At 69.6% G+C, this 16,467-nt stretch carries 15 protein-coding genes; 14 read left to right on the forward strand and 1 reads right to left on the reverse strand.

Annotation, left to right across the window (positions count from 1 at the left end; all coding sequences use genetic code 11):
- On the reverse strand, positions 1 to 701 hold a 701-nt coding region (locus ACLQ24_RS06385), incomplete at its 3' end, for a hypothetical protein (protein ID WP_425889584.1).
- Between ACLQ24_RS06385 and ACLQ24_RS06390 the strand changes: the two genes are divergently transcribed.
- The 14 genes from ACLQ24_RS06390 to ACLQ24_RS06455 all read left to right on the forward strand — a co-directional run bounded on the left by ACLQ24_RS06390 (position 684) and on the right by ACLQ24_RS06455 (position 16,340).
- Positions 684 to 1,382 carry a hypothetical protein gene (locus tag ACLQ24_RS06390; RefSeq protein WP_425889585.1) on the forward strand — a complete coding sequence of 233 codons (699 nt, stop codon included), beginning with the start codon at positions 684 to 686 and terminating at the stop codon, positions 1,380 to 1,382. The two genes, ACLQ24_RS06385 and ACLQ24_RS06390, sit on opposite strands and share 18 nt — an antisense overlap.
- Positions 1,383 to 1,530: 148 nt before the next feature.
- Complete coding sequence (locus tag ACLQ24_RS06395) at positions 1,531 to 1,995, forward strand: DUF948 domain-containing protein (RefSeq protein ID WP_425889587.1); 465 nt, start codon at positions 1,531 to 1,533, stop codon at positions 1,993 to 1,995.
- 28 nt (positions 1,996 to 2,023) lie between these two features.
- Positions 2,024 to 2,329 carry a hypothetical protein gene (locus tag ACLQ24_RS06400; protein ID WP_425889588.1) on the forward strand — a complete coding sequence of 102 codons (306 nt, stop codon included), beginning with the start codon at positions 2,024 to 2,026 and terminating at the stop codon, positions 2,327 to 2,329.
- Positions 2,326 to 5,004: an alanine--tRNA ligase gene (gene alaS / locus ACLQ24_RS06405; RefSeq protein WP_425889590.1), complete on the forward strand. Its 2,679-nt coding sequence runs from the start codon at positions 2,326 to 2,328 to the stop codon at positions 5,002 to 5,004. Before ACLQ24_RS06400 ends, alaS begins: the two co-directional genes overlap by 4 nt.
- 73 nt (positions 5,005 to 5,077) lie before the next feature.
- Complete coding sequence (gene ruvX, locus ACLQ24_RS06410) at positions 5,078 to 5,536, forward strand: Holliday junction resolvase RuvX (RefSeq protein ID WP_425889592.1); 459 nt, start codon at positions 5,078 to 5,080, stop codon at positions 5,534 to 5,536.
- Positions 5,536 to 6,732, forward strand: a complete 1,197-nt coding sequence (mltG, locus tag ACLQ24_RS06415) for an endolytic transglycosylase MltG (protein WP_425889594.1) — start codon at positions 5,536 to 5,538, stop codon at positions 6,730 to 6,732. The genes ruvX and mltG overlap by 1 nt, the downstream gene beginning before the upstream one ends.
- Entirely contained in the window at positions 6,732 to 7,556 is an 825-nt protein-coding gene (locus ACLQ24_RS06420) for a shikimate dehydrogenase (protein WP_425889596.1), read from the forward strand. Before mltG ends, ACLQ24_RS06420 begins: the two co-directional genes overlap by 1 nt.
- 280 nt (positions 7,557 to 7,836) lie before the next feature.
- On the forward strand, positions 7,837 to 9,093 hold the full coding sequence (locus ACLQ24_RS06425) for an ammonium transporter (RefSeq protein ID WP_425889598.1): 1,257 nt from the start codon (positions 7,837 to 7,839) through the stop codon (positions 9,091 to 9,093).
- A 50-nt stretch (positions 9,094 to 9,143) separates the two neighbouring features.
- Positions 9,144 to 10,229 (forward strand): hypothetical protein, encoded by a 1,086-nt coding sequence (locus ACLQ24_RS06430; protein WP_425889599.1) that lies wholly within the window; start codon positions 9,144 to 9,146, stop codon positions 10,227 to 10,229.
- Positions 10,204 to 12,882: a sensor histidine kinase gene (locus ACLQ24_RS06435; RefSeq protein ID WP_425889601.1), complete on the forward strand. Its 2,679-nt coding sequence runs from the start codon at positions 10,204 to 10,206 to the stop codon at positions 12,880 to 12,882. Before ACLQ24_RS06430 ends, ACLQ24_RS06435 begins: the two co-directional genes overlap by 26 nt.
- A complete protein-coding gene (locus ACLQ24_RS06440; protein ID WP_425889602.1) occupies positions 12,879 to 13,313 on the forward strand; it encodes a roadblock/LC7 domain-containing protein in 435 nt (144 codons plus the stop codon). Before ACLQ24_RS06435 ends, ACLQ24_RS06440 begins: the two co-directional genes overlap by 4 nt.
- A 107-nt stretch (positions 13,314 to 13,420) precedes the next feature.
- Positions 13,421 to 13,702, forward strand: a complete 282-nt coding sequence (locus ACLQ24_RS06445; RefSeq protein ID WP_425889604.1) for a DUF742 domain-containing protein — start codon at positions 13,421 to 13,423, stop codon at positions 13,700 to 13,702.
- Positions 13,680 to 14,300, forward strand: a complete 621-nt coding sequence (locus ACLQ24_RS06450) for a GTP-binding protein (protein WP_425889606.1) — start codon at positions 13,680 to 13,682, stop codon at positions 14,298 to 14,300. Before ACLQ24_RS06445 ends, ACLQ24_RS06450 begins: the two co-directional genes overlap by 23 nt.
- A 333-nt stretch (positions 14,301 to 14,633) precedes the next feature.
- On the forward strand, positions 14,634 to 16,340 hold the full coding sequence (locus ACLQ24_RS06455) for a glycosyl hydrolase (RefSeq protein ID WP_425889608.1): 1,707 nt from the start codon (positions 14,634 to 14,636) through the stop codon (positions 16,338 to 16,340).
- Positions 16,341 to 16,467: the final 127 nt, after the last annotated feature.

Below are 16,467 nucleotides of genomic sequence, written 5' to 3' on the forward strand. Positions count from 1 at the left end.
CCCGGTCCCGTCAGGATGGTGTGGCGCGTGCGGCGGTGCCGCCGGGTGCTGGTCCGGATGGTCCGTCCCGGTCCCGTCAGGATGGTGTGGCGCGTGCGGCGGTGCCGCCGGGTGCTGGTCCGGATGGTCCGTCCCGGTCCCGTCCGGAGGGTGCGGCGCGTGCCGCTGTGCCGCCGGGCGGTCCGGACGCCGCGGCCCGCGCCGTTGTCCCACCCGGCGTCGATCAGGAGCGTGCGGCCCGCGCGGCGGTACGACCGGATGTCGGCCCGGACGGTCCACCCCGACCTGGTGCGGCCCGGCCCCGCCCGGACGGTCCGGCGCGCGCCGCTGTCCCGCCGGGCGTCGGCCCGGACGGTCCACCCCGGCCGGATGCTCCGGCGCGCGCCGCCGTCCGCCCGCCAGGGGTCGGCCAGCCGCCCGGCGGTGACGTCCGGGCGGGTGCCGAGCAGGCCGGCCCGGGGTCGCCCGTGGCCGCGCGTGCCGCTGCCCCGCGACCGGCGGACCGCGCCGCGGGTCGGGCCCTGCCGCCGCCGCGCGAGGGCGGTCGCCCCGAGCCCAGCGGTGTCGCCCCCGTGCCGCCATCCGGCCGTCCCGGCGAACCGGTCGCCCGCGCTGCCGTCGTGCCCCCGGCCACGGCGGGTCCGGTGGACCGGCCGCCCTCCGAGCCGACCGATGGGCCGGCGTTGCGCGCGGCCGGCCATGACAGCTCCGACGACGACGATGCGGCCCCCGGCGCCCGGTCCGAGCAGCACCGGCAGTCGCGTGAACGACGTCGGCTGCGGGTCGCCGTCCTGGCGCTGGTCAGCGTCGTGCTGCTCGGCGCGGTGCCGCTCTTCTTCGGCCTCCGCACGCTCAGCCGGGACCCGGTCTTCGACAATCTGGACCAGCTCGACGTGCCCGCGTGGGCCGCGACGAAGACAGTCGACGACGTCAGCGGCAGCCGCTGGTGCCTGCTCGACTGCCGGCTTCGCGAGCGCACCGTCACCTCGGAGAAGTCGCCGGAGGAGACGGCGAAGGTCTACGAGGAGGCGCTGCGCCACGACGGTTGGCGACCGTGGAAGGTGAGCCGCTGCCCCGAGCAGGAGACGAAGGGCAGCTACACGTGCTGGCGTCAGGACGAGCTGACCCTCGACCTGTGGGTGCGCGCGCCGGCCTGCGTGCCGCCGCCGGTCGACGGGGAGCCGGCGATCGTGCCGTCACCCGACCCGTCGGCCGCTGCGGGGGAGTGCGCCGGTTCGTTGGTGTCGGTGAAGGTGCGCAACGCGATCGACGACGAGCGGACCAGGCCGCAGCCCAGCACCGATCCGTCACTGACCGGGGAGGATCCGTTCCCGACGGTCAGCGGGGATCCGCTGGGCGACGTGACACCCTCACCGTCCTGAGCCGCTCTCCATCACGGACGGTAGGGTCTGGGGCTGGCGGGCCGTCGGCGCTCGCCGACCGGCGGCGGCCCGGTGGGTTCGGTGGGCACCACGGTTGTGCGTTCCGGGGACGTCGGGTCCGGCGGAAATCTGCTTGAGGAGGACACGCGTGGGCGACATTGGAGAGGTCGCGGCGCTGATCGCGGCGAGCGCGTTCGCGTTGCTGGTGCTCATCCTGACGCTGCCGATCCTGCGGCTGCGGCACACGGTGGACGCCACCACCCGGATGATCAACGACCTCAACGACCGGACGGCACCGCTGCTCGGCGACGTCAACACCACGGTGAAGAACGTCAACATCGCTCTGGAGCAGGTGCAGACCTCGCTCGACGGTGTGAACCTGCAGCTGGCCAAGGTCGACACGATGACCAGCCACGCCCAGAACGTCACCGCCAACGTCGCCAACCTGGCGACGGTGGTCTCCGCCGCGGCCGCGAACCCGCTGGTCAAGGTCGCCGCGTTCGGCTACAGCGTGCGCAGGGCCGCCGCGAGCCGCCGGCACGCCGAGACCGAGCGCGAGGTGCGCGACACCATCAAGCAGCAGCGGCGGGCCGCCCGGCGCGGCAACCGCTGACCGGCCCGGCCACAGGAGGTAGCACGACATGAAGCGGTTGTTCTGGCTCGGCATCGGCGTGGCCGTGGGCGTGGTGGTGGTCCGCAGGGCGACCCGGACCGCGCAGGCGTACACCCCGGCCGGCATCGCCAGCTCGTTGTCGGAATCCGCTGGCAGCCTGGTGGAGTCGGTGCGTAGCTTCGTGGAGGACATCCGGGTCGGGATGGCCGAGCGCGAGCAGGAGATCCACCAGGCGTTCGTCCAAGGCGAGGCGTTCGACGACCAGTTCGCCGAGCTGCGGGAGTCCCCGCGGATCGGCGATCGAGAGATTTTTCCGGAGGAACACCAGCGATGAATACGGCGGAGATCAAGCGGCGGTACCTCGCGCACTTCGAGGCGAACGGCCATGCCGTGGTGCCGTCCGCTCCGCTGCCCGCCCTCAGCGACCCGAACCTGCTGTTCGTCAACGCCGGCATGGTGCAGTTCGTGCCCTACTTCCTGGGCCAGCAGACCCCGCCGTACCAGCGGGCGGTCAGCGTGCAGAAGTGCCTCCGCACCCCGGACATCGACGAGGTCGGCAAGACCAGCCGGCACGGCACGTTCTTCCAGATGAACGGCAACTTCTCCTTCGGCGACTACTTCAAGGCCGGGGCGATTCCGCTGGCCTGGGAGTTGTCCACGAAGCCGATCGCCGAGGGCGGTTACGGACTGGATCCGGAGCGGATCTGGCCGACGATCTACCTCGACGACGACGAGGCGTACGAGATCTGGCGGTCGGTGGGTGTGCCGGCCGAGCGAATCGTGCGTCGGGGCAAGGCGGACAACTTCTGGTCCATGGGCATCCCCGGGCCGTGCGGTCCGTCGTCGGAGCTGTTCTACGACCGGGGTCCGGAGTACGGCCGCGAGGGCGGCCCGGCGGTCGACGAGGACCGCTACCTGGAGTACTGGAACCTCGTGTTCATGCAGTTCGAGCGGGGTCCGGGTACCAACAAGGAGGACTACCCGATCCTGGGTGAGCTGCCGGCGAAGAACATCGACACCGGCATGGGCCTGGAGCGGATGGCCTCGATCCTGCAGGGTGTCGACAACCTCTACGAGATCGACGAGGTACGACCGATCCTGGCTCGGGCCGCAGAGCTGACCGGCAAGCGGTACGGCGCGCACTCCGGGCACGTGGCCAGCGAGTCGCACCCGGACGACGTCCGGCTGCGGGTGGTCGCGGATCACGTGCGGACCGCGCTGATGCTGATCGGCGACGGCGTCACCCCCAGTAACGAGGGTCGCGGGTACGTGCTGCGGCGGATCATGCGCCGGGCGATCCGGTCGATCCGGCTGCTGGGCTGGCAGGACCGGGCGCTGCCCGAGCTGCTGCCGGTGGCGCGGGACTGCATGGCGCCGTCGTACCCGGAGCTGGCGACCGACTTCGACCGGATCGCGCAGTACGCGTACGCCGAGGAGGAGACCTTCCTGTCGACGCTGCGTGCCGGGACGACGATCCTGGACACGGCGATCGCCGAGACCCGCTCGGCGGGTGGCACGGCGCTGTCCGGGGCGAAGGCGTTTCAGCTGCACGACACGTACGGCTTCCCGATCGACCTGACCCTGGAGATCGCGGCCGAGCAGGGCCTGAAGGTCGACGACGAGGGCTTCCGCCGGCTGATGGCCGACCAGCGGACCCGGGCCAAGGCGGACGCGCAGGCCCGCAAGACCGGGCACATCGACGTGTCGGCGTACCGGTCGGTGCTCGACGAGGGTGGCCCGGTGACGTTCACCGGCTACAGCGAGGTGGCCCGCGAGTCGCGGGTGCGGGCACTGCTGGGCTCGGACGGTCCGCGTGCGGCGGCGACCGAGGGCGAGACCGTCGAGCTGGTGCTCGACACGACCCCGTTCTACGCCGAGGGCGGCGGCCAGCAGCCGGACCACGGCATCATCACCGTGGGCGACGGTCAGGTCGAGGTGCTCGATGTGCAGGAGCCGGTGCCGGGTCTGATCGTGCACCGGGCCCGGGTGATCCGGGGTGAGGTGCACCCCGGCGACACCGGCTACGCCGAGATCGACACCACCCGGCGGCGGGCGCTCTCCCGGTCGCACACCGCCACCCACCTGGTGCACCAGACCATGCGCAGCTTCCTCGGCGAGTCGGCCACCCAGGCGGGTTCGCTGAACGCGCCGGGCCGGCTGCGGTTCGACTTCAACACCCCGACGGGTGTGTCGCCGACCGTCCTGCGCGACGTGGAGCAGCAGGTCAACGAGGTGCTCTTGGCCGACCTGGAGGTGCACGCCTTCATCACCTCGCTGGACGAGGCGCGGCGGATCGGCGCGGTGGCGCTGTTCGGCGAGAAGTACGGCGAGGAGGTGCGCATCGTCGAGGTCGGCGACTACGCCCGGGAGCTGTGCGGCGGCACGCACGTGGCCCGCTCGGCACAGCTCGGTCTCGTGAAGATCCTCTCCGAGTCGTCCATCGGCTCCGGTGTCCGCCGGGTCGAGGCGCTGGTCGGCATGGACGCCTTCGACTTCCTGGCCAAGGAGCACCTACTGGTCTCCCGGCTGGCCGAGCTGTACCGGGTGCCCAACGACCAGGTCGCCGACCGGGTGGAGCAGACGGTCACCCAGCTCCGGGATGCGGAGAAGGAGCTGGAGAAGCTGCGTGCCCAGCTGGTGCTCGGCGGGGCGGGTGCCCTCGCCGCGCAGGCCAAGGACGTGCGCGGGGTGGCGTACGTCGGCACCGAGGCGCCGGAGGGTGCGGCCGGTAACGACGTACGGACCCTGGCTCAGGAGATTCGCGGCAAGATCGACCCGGCGCGGCCGGCCGTGGTCGCCGTGGCGGCTCGGGCGAACGGCAAGGCGTCGCTGGTGGTGGCGGTCAACGCGGCGGCCCGCAGTCGGGGCCTCGCCGCGTCGGACCTGGTGAAGGCGGCGTTCTCCGGGCGTGGCGGGGGAAGCCCCGAGCTGGCCCAGGGTGGCGGCCTGCCCGCGACCGAGGCGCCGAACCTCCTACTCACTGTCGAGAAGGCGATCACCGAGGCGTGATGAACGGTCAGTGTCGACCAGGGCGGACCGTTCGGTTCGCCCTGGTTCGTCGACAGCCCCCGGGTGACCCACGGTGACCGGGCTCACGCGGGGCGTTCGCCTCGGTGTGGACGTCGGTCAGGTGCGCGTCGGGGTGTCCCGCTCGGATCCGCACGGGGTGCTGGCCACGCCGGTGGTCACCCTCGCCCGCGATCTCACCGCCGCGCCGGACGCGGTGCCGACCGACATTGCCCAGCTCGCGGCGCTGGTGGTCGAGCACGAGGCCGTCGAGGTGGTCGTCGGCCTTCCGGTCAACCTGGCTGGTAAACACGGCCCGGCGGCGGTCAGCGTCAAGGCGTACGCTGACCGGCTGGCCGATGTGATAGCGCCGGTCCCGGTAACGCTTACCGACGAGAGGATGTCGACCGTGGTCGCTTCTCGTAGGCTTGCCGAGCGTGGCGTTCGTGGCAAGCGTCAACGTGCGGTTGTCGATCAGGCGGCCGCGGTGGAGATCCTGCAGAGCTGGCTGGACGCGCAGCGGAGGCGGACGTAATGATCGACGATCTGGACCTTGGGTTTGACGAGCCGGAGCGAGGTGAGAAGGGCCGGCACCGACGCAGCTTCCGCAACAAGCGCAAGAAAGGCTCCGGCGGCGGCCGGGGCAAGACGTTCCTGGCTTTGTTCATGGCCCTGGTCCTGCTGGGTGTCATCGGTGGCGGCGCGTTCTACGGGTTCGACCGGATCCAGAACTACTTCGTCACGCCCGACTACGACGGCGCCGGGTCCGGTGAGATCACCGTCGAGATCAAGAACGGCGCGTTGCTGGCCGACATGGCCGACGCCCTGGTCGCGGCCGACGTGGTCAAGAGCCAGAAGGCGTTCATCGAGGCCGCTGCGGCCAACTCGCGCAGCAAGAACATCCAGCCGGGCACGTACAAGCTGCGCAAGCAGATGAGCGGCGCGAGCGCCGTGACGGCCATGCTCGACCTGAAAAACAAGATCGTCAACGGGCTGACCATTCCCGAGGGCCGCACCAGCAAGAACATCTACAAGATGCTCTCCGACAAGACCAAGATCCCGGTCAAGGAGTTCGAGGCTGCCGCGAAGGACCCGGAGGCGCTCGGCGTCCCGGACTGGTGGTTCAAGCGCGACGACGGCAAGAAGGTCGTCAAGTCCGTCGAGGGCTTCCTCTACCCGGACACGTACGAGATCCCGCCGAAGGCCACCGCCGAGAGCATCCTCAAGCTGATGGTGGACAACTTCCTCTCGGTGACCGGCGAGATGAAGTTCGCCGACCGGGTGCAGAAGGAGCGCAAGGTCAGCCCGTACGAGGGGTTGATCGTGGCGTCGCTGGCCCAGGCTGAGGCAGGTAACAAGGACGACCTCGGCAAGGTCGCCCGGGTGGCCTACAACCGGGCGTACGGCGAGTTCCCGTGCAGCTGCCTGGAGATGGACGTCACGGTCAACTACTACCTGGAGTCGATCGGCAAGCCGACCAAGTCGTCCAAGCAGATGACTGCGGCCGAGTTGGACGACCCGAAGAACCCGTACAACCGCAAGCTGTCCGGCATGATCCCCACCCCGATCAACAACCCGGGCAAGCGGGCCCTGGAGGGGGCGATGGACACGCCGGTGGGGAGGTGGCTCTACTTCGTGGCGATCGACAAGCAGGGCCACTCCGCCTTCGCCGAGACCTACGCGCAGCACCAGCGCAACGAGGCCCGGGCCCGGGAGGCCGGCATTATCTGATGGCGCTCCGACGACGGGCCGCGGTGCTGGGCAAACCGATCGCGCACTCCCTCTCCCCGGTGATCCACACCGCCGGCTACGCGGCGGCCGGGCTGACCGGGTGGTCGTACACCCGGATCGAGTGCGCGGCCGCGGAGCTGCCGGACCTGGTCGCCGGCCTCGGCCCGGAGTGGGCCGGGCTGTCGGTGACCATGCCGGGCAAGGAGGCGGCGCTCGCCGTGGCCGACGCCGCGTCGCCGGTCGCCGTCGCGATCGGCGCGGCCAACACGTTGGTACGCCGCCCGGACGGCTCCTGGTACGCGGACAACACCGACGTCGCCGGCATGGTGCATGTGCTCACCGAGGCCGGGGTGGTACCGGGCGCGGCCGTGACGGTGCTCGGCGCGGGGGGCACCGCCCGGGCCGCGCTCGCCGCCGCCGCCCGGCTGGCCTGCTCCGGCGTGACGGTGGTGGCCCGCAGGGCCGAAGCGGTGAAAGGCCTGCGGCCGGTCGCTGGGGCGGTCGGCGTTGCGTTGAGCGCCGGCGCCTGGGTGGACGCTCGCCGCCACCTCGCGGCCGACGTGGTCGTCTCCACGGTGCCGAAGGGGGCGGCCGACTCCCTCGCCGGCGAGGCGGACTGGCGATCCGGCGCGGTGTACCTCGACGCGCTCTACGACCCGTGGCCGACCCCCCTGGCGGCGTCCGCGCTCGGGGCCGACCTGCGGGTGATGTCCGGACTGGACCTGCTTCTGGCTCAGGCGGTGGACCAGTTCGAACAGTTCACGGGCGTACGCGCCCCGGTTGAGGCCATGCGCGCCGCATTGACGTCGGTCCGGGCCGGCTGACGCCCGGGATCGGATCGACCTGCCCGCGTACATGGACAGTCTTTGAGTGGCGGCGGTCGCGGGAATTGCCGGTCGTCGTGACGACCGGGCTGTATGCCCGGTTTGTCGGCGGGCGGCCCGGGACTGTGGGGTTGAGCCGTCTGCCCCTTGGGCTGCACTTATGTCAGGTGCTCTTGGCTTGGCCCTGAACCGGTAAACATTCGGGTTCGCTTTGAACCAAAGTCGAACCCGGCCCGTTTGGGGGGCACGGCGATCTGGCTACGGGTGGAGGTGAGTAGGGATGGATCAAGCGGGTCTTGATGGCGGGGCAACCGCCTGGGTGTTGGTGTCGGCCGCCTTGGTGCTCTTGATGACGCCAGGAGTGGCTTTCTTCTACGGTGGCATGGTTCGCGCCTCCAACGTCGCCGGCACGGTGATGCAGGGCTTTATGACGATCGGTGTCGTCACGGTCCTATGGCTACTGCTCGGCTACTCCCTGGCCTTCGGGCCGGGCAACTCGCTCGTCGGCGGGTGGTCATTCGTCGGGCTGACCGATCTCGCGGCCGAGGTACCGGGGATCGACCTCGCCGGGGTACCGCCAATGGCCTTCGTGCTGTTCCAGATGATGTTCGCGGTGATCACCCCGGCTCTGATCCTTGGGGCCGGGGCGGAGCGGTGGCGTTTCAGTGCCTCGATGCTCTTCGTCGCGCTCTGGTCCGTGTTGGTCTACGCGCCTGTGGCGCACTGGCTGTTCTCGCCGCTCGGTTGGGCGCACCAGCTCGGCGCGCTCGACTTCGCTGGTGGAGCGGTGGTGCACGCGAACGCCGGTGCGGCGGCGCTCGTCGTCGCCGCTCGTCTGGGGGCTCGGGCTCGTGCGGAGCATCGTCCGCACAATCTGCCGATGATGCTGCTCGGCACGGCGCTGCTCTGGGTTGGCTGGTTCGGATTCAACGGTGGTTCGGCACTCGGCGCCAACGGCCTGGCCGTTCTCGCGGTCATCAACACGCAGGCGGCCGCCGCAGCGGCGATGATCGCCTGGGCGGTCGTGGAGCGACTTCGGTTCGGCAAGCCCACCACGCTGGGTGCCGCGTCCGGGGCAGTGGCCGGCCTGGTCGCGATCACTCCGGCGGCCGGGTACGTGACGCCTACGAGTGCGCTGCTGATCGGTCTTGCGGCAGGCGTCCTGTGCCACCTCGCAGTGGGGCTCAAGGCGCTTTTCCGACTCGACGACGCGCTCGACGTCGCGGCCGTCCATCTGGGCGGCGGGTTGATCGGCGCGCTCTCGGTCGGCCTCTTCGCCACCGCCTCGGTCAATCCTGGGATAGCGAATGGCCTGTTCTACGGGGGCGGATATCGGCTGCTCGGAGTGCAGGCGCTGACCGTCGGCGCGGTGGTCGTGTACTCCGCGGCGGCCTCCCTGCTCATCATGGCCATCGTGTCGCGGATTCGGGGCAACCGCATCGGTGGCCGCGCAGAGAGCGTCGGGGTGGACCTGTCACAGCATGGCGAGACCGCGTACGCGATCCCGTCGTCGCCGCAGCCGGCGGTCCGGTCGTGACCAAGTCAATAGCCCTCCGTCAACGGCGCGGGCCATGGATCGCAGTCGCGTTGCTGCTGATCGCCGTCCTGGCCGCAGTGCACGCGATGCTCGCCGTGCAGTCGCGCAGGCAAATCGACTCCGACACAGCTCAGGTCACGAGCGAACAGCAGGGAGTGCGCTACCTACAGGCAGCTACCGACCTGATCAGCGAGTTGACCCGGCTCAGGGCGCAGACGGTGCGCGATACTCCGGCCAACCTCGGCGCGCTCCAGCGGGCGGTCGTCGAGCTCGATACGCTGGACGAACGCGAGGGCCAGGCGCTCGGCCTTGGCCAGAGTTGGTCCGGATTGCGTCCGAAGGTCAAGCAGCTCATGGACGACAGGCCGACCGGGCGTCAAGCGCTTGACCGTTACAGCGAGGTGCTCACTCTCGCGGTGGACATGGCCGCCACGGTATTGCGTCTCGCGCACGTCAACGGCAGTGGGGACAGCTACGGCAGCTACCTTGCCGATGCGAGCTTCGTTCAGTTGCCCATCGTGCTGACCGGGGCGAATTTGGTGGCTGACCAGACGTACCTCGGTGACAAGTCTGAGTCGACCACGGTCGCCATCGCGGTGACTCGTGCGCAGGTGGCGGCTGCGGCCGCAGCGATCGAGACCGGTCTGCGGGCCGTGACCGGAGCCGCTGGCCACGCTGCGCTGATCGAGCCCCTCGACTCGTTCCGCGACACCGTCAACCGGTTCGGCGACACTGCGCTGGCCGGAACGGCGGGGAAGAATGCAGTCGCTGCCATTTCGGCACAGGTACAGGACGCGAGCCTGGACGTGGCCGACGCGATGTCCATCGAGCTGGATCGGCTCCTCGAGGACACTGTCCGCTCCCTCAACAGGCTCCGGCAACAGCAGATCGCCATGGTGATCGGCGGGGCATTAGTCGGGCTGCTGCTGTTCTGGTGGGCGGTGCCCGCCCGCGAACGGGAGTCGGGCGACGACCGGGACGAGCAGGTTGGGACGCAGCCGACTGTCGATGTCGCGTCCCTGTCCGTCGCGATGCCGGAGGTTGATGCTCGGGAATTGCTCGCGGCCGAAGAATTGCTCCGGGTCGGGCGCGGCGTACGACCTCGATCGGGTGACGAAGAGCTGTCCGATGCTTAGCGGATTACGCGTCACGCAGCGACTCAGCCTCCTGTCGCTGCTATCGGTGGCCGTGGCGCTGTGCGCTACCGTACCGCTCGTCGCGCGGGGCGTCGACCAGGCGCGCTCGGCTGCGGCCGTCGCGGACAGCGCGGAGAATGCGCGGGCGGTAGGCCGGCTGATCCGGGACCTACAGCGGGAGCGCCTGCTCGTCGTGGGACGGCTCGCCGGAGCGCCTGTCGGTCGCGACGCGCTTCTTGTGCAGATGCAACACGTGGACGAGAGCTGGGAGAGCGTGGCACGTGTGCTGCCGTCCACCGCTGGCGCCGAGCTTCGTAAGGTGCTGGCCCAACCAGATCGCCTGCGGGAGCTTCGGGCCCCGGCATCGGCGGACGCCCGTGCCGCAGCGAAGCTCGCCCGCAGCTACGACGACCTGATCCGGGAACTGCTCGATGGCCTACGTCTGACCGGCTCAGCAGGTGCCGACGCGCCGGGGTTGCGACGGACGGCGGCGGCGGATTCCCTGCTGCGACTGGACGAGGCGGTCAGTCAGAGCCTCACCGCGGTGCTACTCGCGCCGGTGGACCCGAGCGGAGCCCAGCAATTGGCGGCTACGGCGGAGTCCGCGGCCGTGATCTATCGGGAGATTTTCCAGCAGCAGGGGGACGCGCACCACCAGGCGCTGCTCGCGGCAGCGGAAACGGGGCCAACATTCGGGCGGGCGAGAGCGGCAGTGGCCGCCGTGGCGAGCCGTCGCGGGTCGGCACAGGCTCTTCCTATTAGTCGACTGATGCCGATGATCGAGGGGGCGCTCTCAACTCGGCAGGAGGTCCAGGACGAGATCACGCGCGACACAGCGCAGCGAGCGGCGAACGCCGCAGTCGCTGCCCGTCGCGCCGCCGGCCTGGAGGTCGGGGTGGTTGCGGGACTGCTGGCCGCGATCTGGCTCTTCGCTGTCGCGGTGAACAGGTCTGTGGCACGGCCTCTGCGGCGAATGACGCGCGCGGCCAACGCGGTAGCCGACCTCGCCGCTGACGAGATGACACGGATCAACGAGCTCGAGTACGACGACGAGGAACTTCAGCCGAAGTTCGCGGCCGTGATGCTGCGGTCGGCGGACGAGATCGGCGAACTCGCATCAGCGTTCAACCGTGTTCAGGCGACTGCGGCGCTGCTGCTGCAGCAACAGGCACTCAACCGGCGCAACGTATCCGTGATGTTCGTCAACATCGCGAACCGCACTCGTAGTCTGGTTGAGCGGCAGGTGGCTCGTATCGACCAGTTGGAGCGTGACGAGTCCAATGAAGAGCGGCTTGCGCAGTTGTACCAGTTGGACCACCTGACCAGCCGTCTCCGGCGAGGGACCGAGAGCCTGCTCGCGATTGCCGGTCGGCGGGACGAGGAGCAGTTGCCTGCGCACTCCCCGACACCGCTGATCGACGTCATCCGCTCTGCGATCGGCGAGATCGAGCGTTACCAGAATGTTCACCTGGAATCGGTGGCCAACCCAACGGTGGCAGCGGGTGCCGTGGCCGACCTGACCCTGATCCTTGCCGAGTTGCTCGAAAACGCGACATCATTCTCGCCGCCGTCCGCGCCGGTCGTCGTCTCGACGAGCCTGGCTTCGGAGTGCGTGATTCGCGTCGTCGACTCCGGAATCGGCATGAGGCCGGACCGAATCGTCGAGGAGAACCGTCGACTTGTCTCGGTGGGACGGCCTGACGTCGCGCCGACCAACATGCTCGGACTGATCGTGGTGGGGCGGCTGGCCCGGAGGCACGGGATGACGGTACGCCTGATGCCGTCGCCGGTCACCGGGGTGACCGCCGAGATCACGGTTCCGCAGCACGTGTTGCTGCACCTGAATGGTGATCAACCGGCGGCCCGGTCGGGAGGAGGGGCTGAGCCCACGCCGGTGCGACGGGCAGCGCAGAGTGCTGCCGCCCGCAGCCCCGTCGCCGTGGGTGTGGAAGCGCCGTCCCGCCCGCTGCCCGAGGCGCTCGGTGACCGTGCCTTCAACTGGTGGACTGGACGATTGGACGCTGCTGCGGAAACACCCCACCGTCAGGTTCCGCAGCCAACTGCTTCGCGTAGGGACCAGCCCGAGGCGCCGCCGCCCCGAACGGCAGAGGAGCCGGTAGCCACGGAAATGCGTGCTGGGCTGCGGCGACGCCGGCCCGGCGCAACCCAGACGACCCTGGACTGGGATGGTCCGGCCCGGTCCGAGCCCGCCGGTTGGAGTGGGAAGCATGAAACTCTGCCGTACCCATCCCGACGTCCCGAGGCGGAGCGCGCTGAGCTGGACGAGATGGTCCGTGGCGAAGCGCGAGCTGCGGGCGCGATCAGGCCCGAGCCGCGTGGGCCAGGTCGTGATGCGCAGACGTCAGGCGGGCGGGCTACGGATGTCGGGCCATTGCGGCCGCGCGTTGCCGGGTCGTCGACGGCTCGCGGGACCGCTCAGGTCAGCCCCGGCGGGCTGCAACGGCGCCGTCCGGGAGAGCATCTCAACCTGCAGTTGGCCGAGGAACTCACCGCTCACACACGGGCGGCAGAGCCGCGCACCGGAAGCGTTGGAGCGCGACGTGATCCCGAGGCCGAACGGGCAGCACTCGACGACTTTCATGATGGGCTCGCTCGGGCGGCGGCCCTCCACTACGACCGGAGCGGACAATGACAGTACCTGGGCACCAGACAAGCAACGAGGCGCAGCAGTTCAACTGGCTACTCGAAAGGTTCGCCAGCGATACCGCGGGCGTCCTGGAGGCGATCGCGGTCTCCTCCGACGGGTTGCTGGTGGCGCTCTCCGCCACCCTCTCTCGCGCGGACGCCGACCGACTCGCCGCCATCACCTCTGCCCTCGCAAGCTTGGCGAGTGGCACTTCACGTGTTTACGACCTCGGCGCTACGAACAAGGTCATCATCGACATGCAGCGGGGCTATCTGCTGGTCAGCGCTATCAGCACGGGTTGTTCACTCGGAGTGCTCGCGCAGAAGGACGCCAGCCTGGGGAACCTCGCCTATGAGATGGCAGTCTTTGCCAATCACGCCGGCCCGGTACTCACGCCGCAGCTTATTGACGAACTGAAGCTTACGGTCCGGGCCTGACCAGGGTGGTCGCAGACGGGGCTCACGAAACAGCGGGCGCACGACATCGCCAGGTGTCCCGGGTACGGCCATATCTGCTGACCGGCGGGCGGGTACGCCCCATGGGGGTGACGTTGAACATGGCGGCACAGGTGGTGGCGACCCGGGACGGCTTGGAAGGGGCGTCCCGCCTGCACTACGAGCATCGCGACATTGTCGAGTTTTGCACGGAGTGGGTAGCGATCGCGGAGATTTCCGCCCACGTCGGGCTGCATCTCGGAGTCACGCGAGTGTTGGTCGCCGACTTGATCGCGCTGAAGTTTCTCACCACCCGCGGATTGGACCTCCCCGAGGACCGGCAAAGGCAGATCATCGAAAGGGTTATCCGTGGACTCACCGCAATTCGCTGAAGCGGCTGCCGAAAACGGCCGGCCGCCCGTACCGGTGAAGATCGTCATCGCCGGTGGTTTCGGAGTGGGCAAGACCACTGCGGTCTCTCAGATCTCCGAAGTTCCCGTGCTGACCACCGAGGCGCCGATGACCGAGGTCGCGGCCGCGCTCGACCGCGCCGAGGAGGTGCCAGACAAGACGACCACGACGGTTGCGCTGGACTTTGGTCGCATCACCATCGATGACGAGATCAAACTCTACCTCTTTGGCACGCCGGGCCAGGACCGATTCGGTTTCATGTGGCGCGATCTGACCGAGGGGGCGCTCGGCGCCCTGGTGATTGTGGATGCGCGTCGCCTCGACGACTGTTATCCGGCAGTCGACTATTTCGAGCGAACCGGCATTCCCTTCGGGGTGGCCGTCAACCTGTTCGACGGCTTGTTGACCCACGATCTTGACGATGTACGGTGGGCCTTGGCGGTCTCCGACGATACGCCGCTGATCACCTTCGACGCCCGTGACCGTGGCTCGGTGCTGGATGCGCTGTTGGTGGTGCTGCGCCGCAGCCTGACGATGCCGCGGCGGGCGGGCCTACCGGTCGACGTGTCTGGTCCCTGAGTCCGGGCCGGGGGCCGCTTGCCGCCGGCCCGCACGGCGCTCCTTCGCGAGCCTCGATCGCGCTCGTCCAGTCCCGGGAGCATCGAACGCCTCACGCTCACCGGGGGCGGACCGTTCGCGCACCCCAACCCAGCGGCGACGACACCGCGCGGTACGCCGCTCTCCTGCGAGGAGCTGCGGATTTACCCGCTGCGTCTCCTGGAACGGCTCGCCTTCCGCCGGCTTTCTTAGCTGACGGTTAAGACGCGCTTACGGAAAACTGTCCTACCGACGACGTGCCCTGGTCATCGATACGCTGCTCACGGTTATCGCACCAGACACAGGGAGTACTCCTTGACCAGGCACGGACTGCACCGCATCACCCGGTTCCGCACCGGCCCCCGGCGCAAGGCGATCGCCATCGGCGTCGTCGGCGGTTCGGTGGTGGCCGGCATCGTGGCGACCATGATGCCCCTGTTGGCCAGCGACGACCTGTCGATCCGCGCGGTGGCGGACACCACCGCGACGGTGGTCTCGCAGGACGGCGACAACGCCACCAAGGGGACCCTGGCGACCTGTCCGGCGCGCTGCGACGGCAACCCGCGCGGCGGCCGGGAGGCGGTCGTCGAGTTCGCGGTGACCACCCTTCCCGCCGCCGCCGTCAACGTCCGGGCGACGCTGCGCATGCACGCGTGGCAGCAGTTCGCCGCCACGGTGACCGCGCACGCCTCGTCGGTGAGCGCCCGCGAGGCGCGACCGGCCCCGGCGAAGGCGGGGGCCGTGCTGGACACCGTGGCCGGTGTGGCCAAGGGCGTCAACGAGTGGGACGTCTCCACGCTGGTCACCGGAAACGGCACCTGGACGGTGTCGCTGGCCCAGACCGGCCTGGAGACCCGCGTCTACTGGGCGTCGGTCGAGAACCGTAACCCCGACCTGCGGCCCAGCCTGGTGATCAGCTACGACCTCGGCAGCGGGCCGACGTCGGCGCCGACCACCCGACCGGCGCCGGCGCCCTCGCCGACGGTCGCGCCGACCACCGCCGCGCCCCGACCCACGCCGACGGTCACCCCGACCCGTACGCCGGCCCCGACCGGGAGCCCCACCCTCCCGTCCGGCAAGTGTGGCCAGGTGTCCGACACGCTCGTGCCCTCCTGCGGCGCCTGGTGGGGGATGTACTCACCCGCCAACGCCGGCAACGGCTGGGACCACGGCAAGGCGATCACCGACGTGGAAGCCCAGGTCGGGCGCAAGTTCGACATCGTGCACCGTTACCACGACTTCTCCAACGCCGGCAGCAACGGTGCGTTCCCCGACGCGTACGAGCAGGAGCAGATGCGACAGGGCCGGCTGATGTTCTTCGCCTGGGAGTCGCGCGACTTCTCCGCCGACACGACGCTGAAGTGGTCCGACATCTACAGTGGCCGGCAGGACGCGACCATCGACGCGGTCGCCGGTCGCATCCGGGCCGCGAAGGTGCCGGTGTTCATGGGCTTCGACCACGAGCCGGAGGACGAGCCGGGCAAGGGCAGCGACGCCGACTTCGTCCGCGCCTGGAAGTACGTGTACGAGCGGTTCGCCAAGGCGGGCGCGGACAACGCCGTCTGGGTGTGGACGATGATGGGCTGGTCCGGGCACTACTCCCGGTACGCCGGCCTCTACCCCGGCGACCGGTACGTCGACTGGGTGGCCTACGACCCGTACAACTTCCACGTCTGCAACGGCAGCACGGTGTGGAAGAGCCCGAGCACGACAGTGGACGGCTTCTACCGCTGGCTCGACGAGAACGGCGTCGGCGCGGGCAAGCCACGGATGCTCGCCGAGTTCGGAACGAACTTCGACGCCAAGGACCCCGGGGCGAAGCAGCGCTGGTTCCAGGAGTTCCCGGCGGCCCTGAAGGCCCACCCGAAAATCAAGGCCGCCATCTACTTCAACTCGCCGGGCATGACGACCCGCACGGCGACCTGTGACATGACGATGAACCACGATGCCTCCGCCGTGGCCGGGTTCACCCAGGCCGGCAAGGAGACGTACCTGTGGCAGCCCACCGGAGGGAGTCGCTGACGTTTGTGACGACACCATGAACACGGCCGCCGTTCATCGGAGATCTACCAGCTGATCTTCCGGCGTTCTGTCGGCTAGCAGATTCACGCACCGCCCAATCGGCGGATGCGCCTACCAGGCTGGGCGA

Origin of the sequence: Micromonospora sp. DT4 (genome assembly GCF_049841675.1) — a bacterium.
Classification (GTDB): Bacteria; Actinomycetota; Actinomycetes; order Mycobacteriales; family Micromonosporaceae; genus Micromonospora.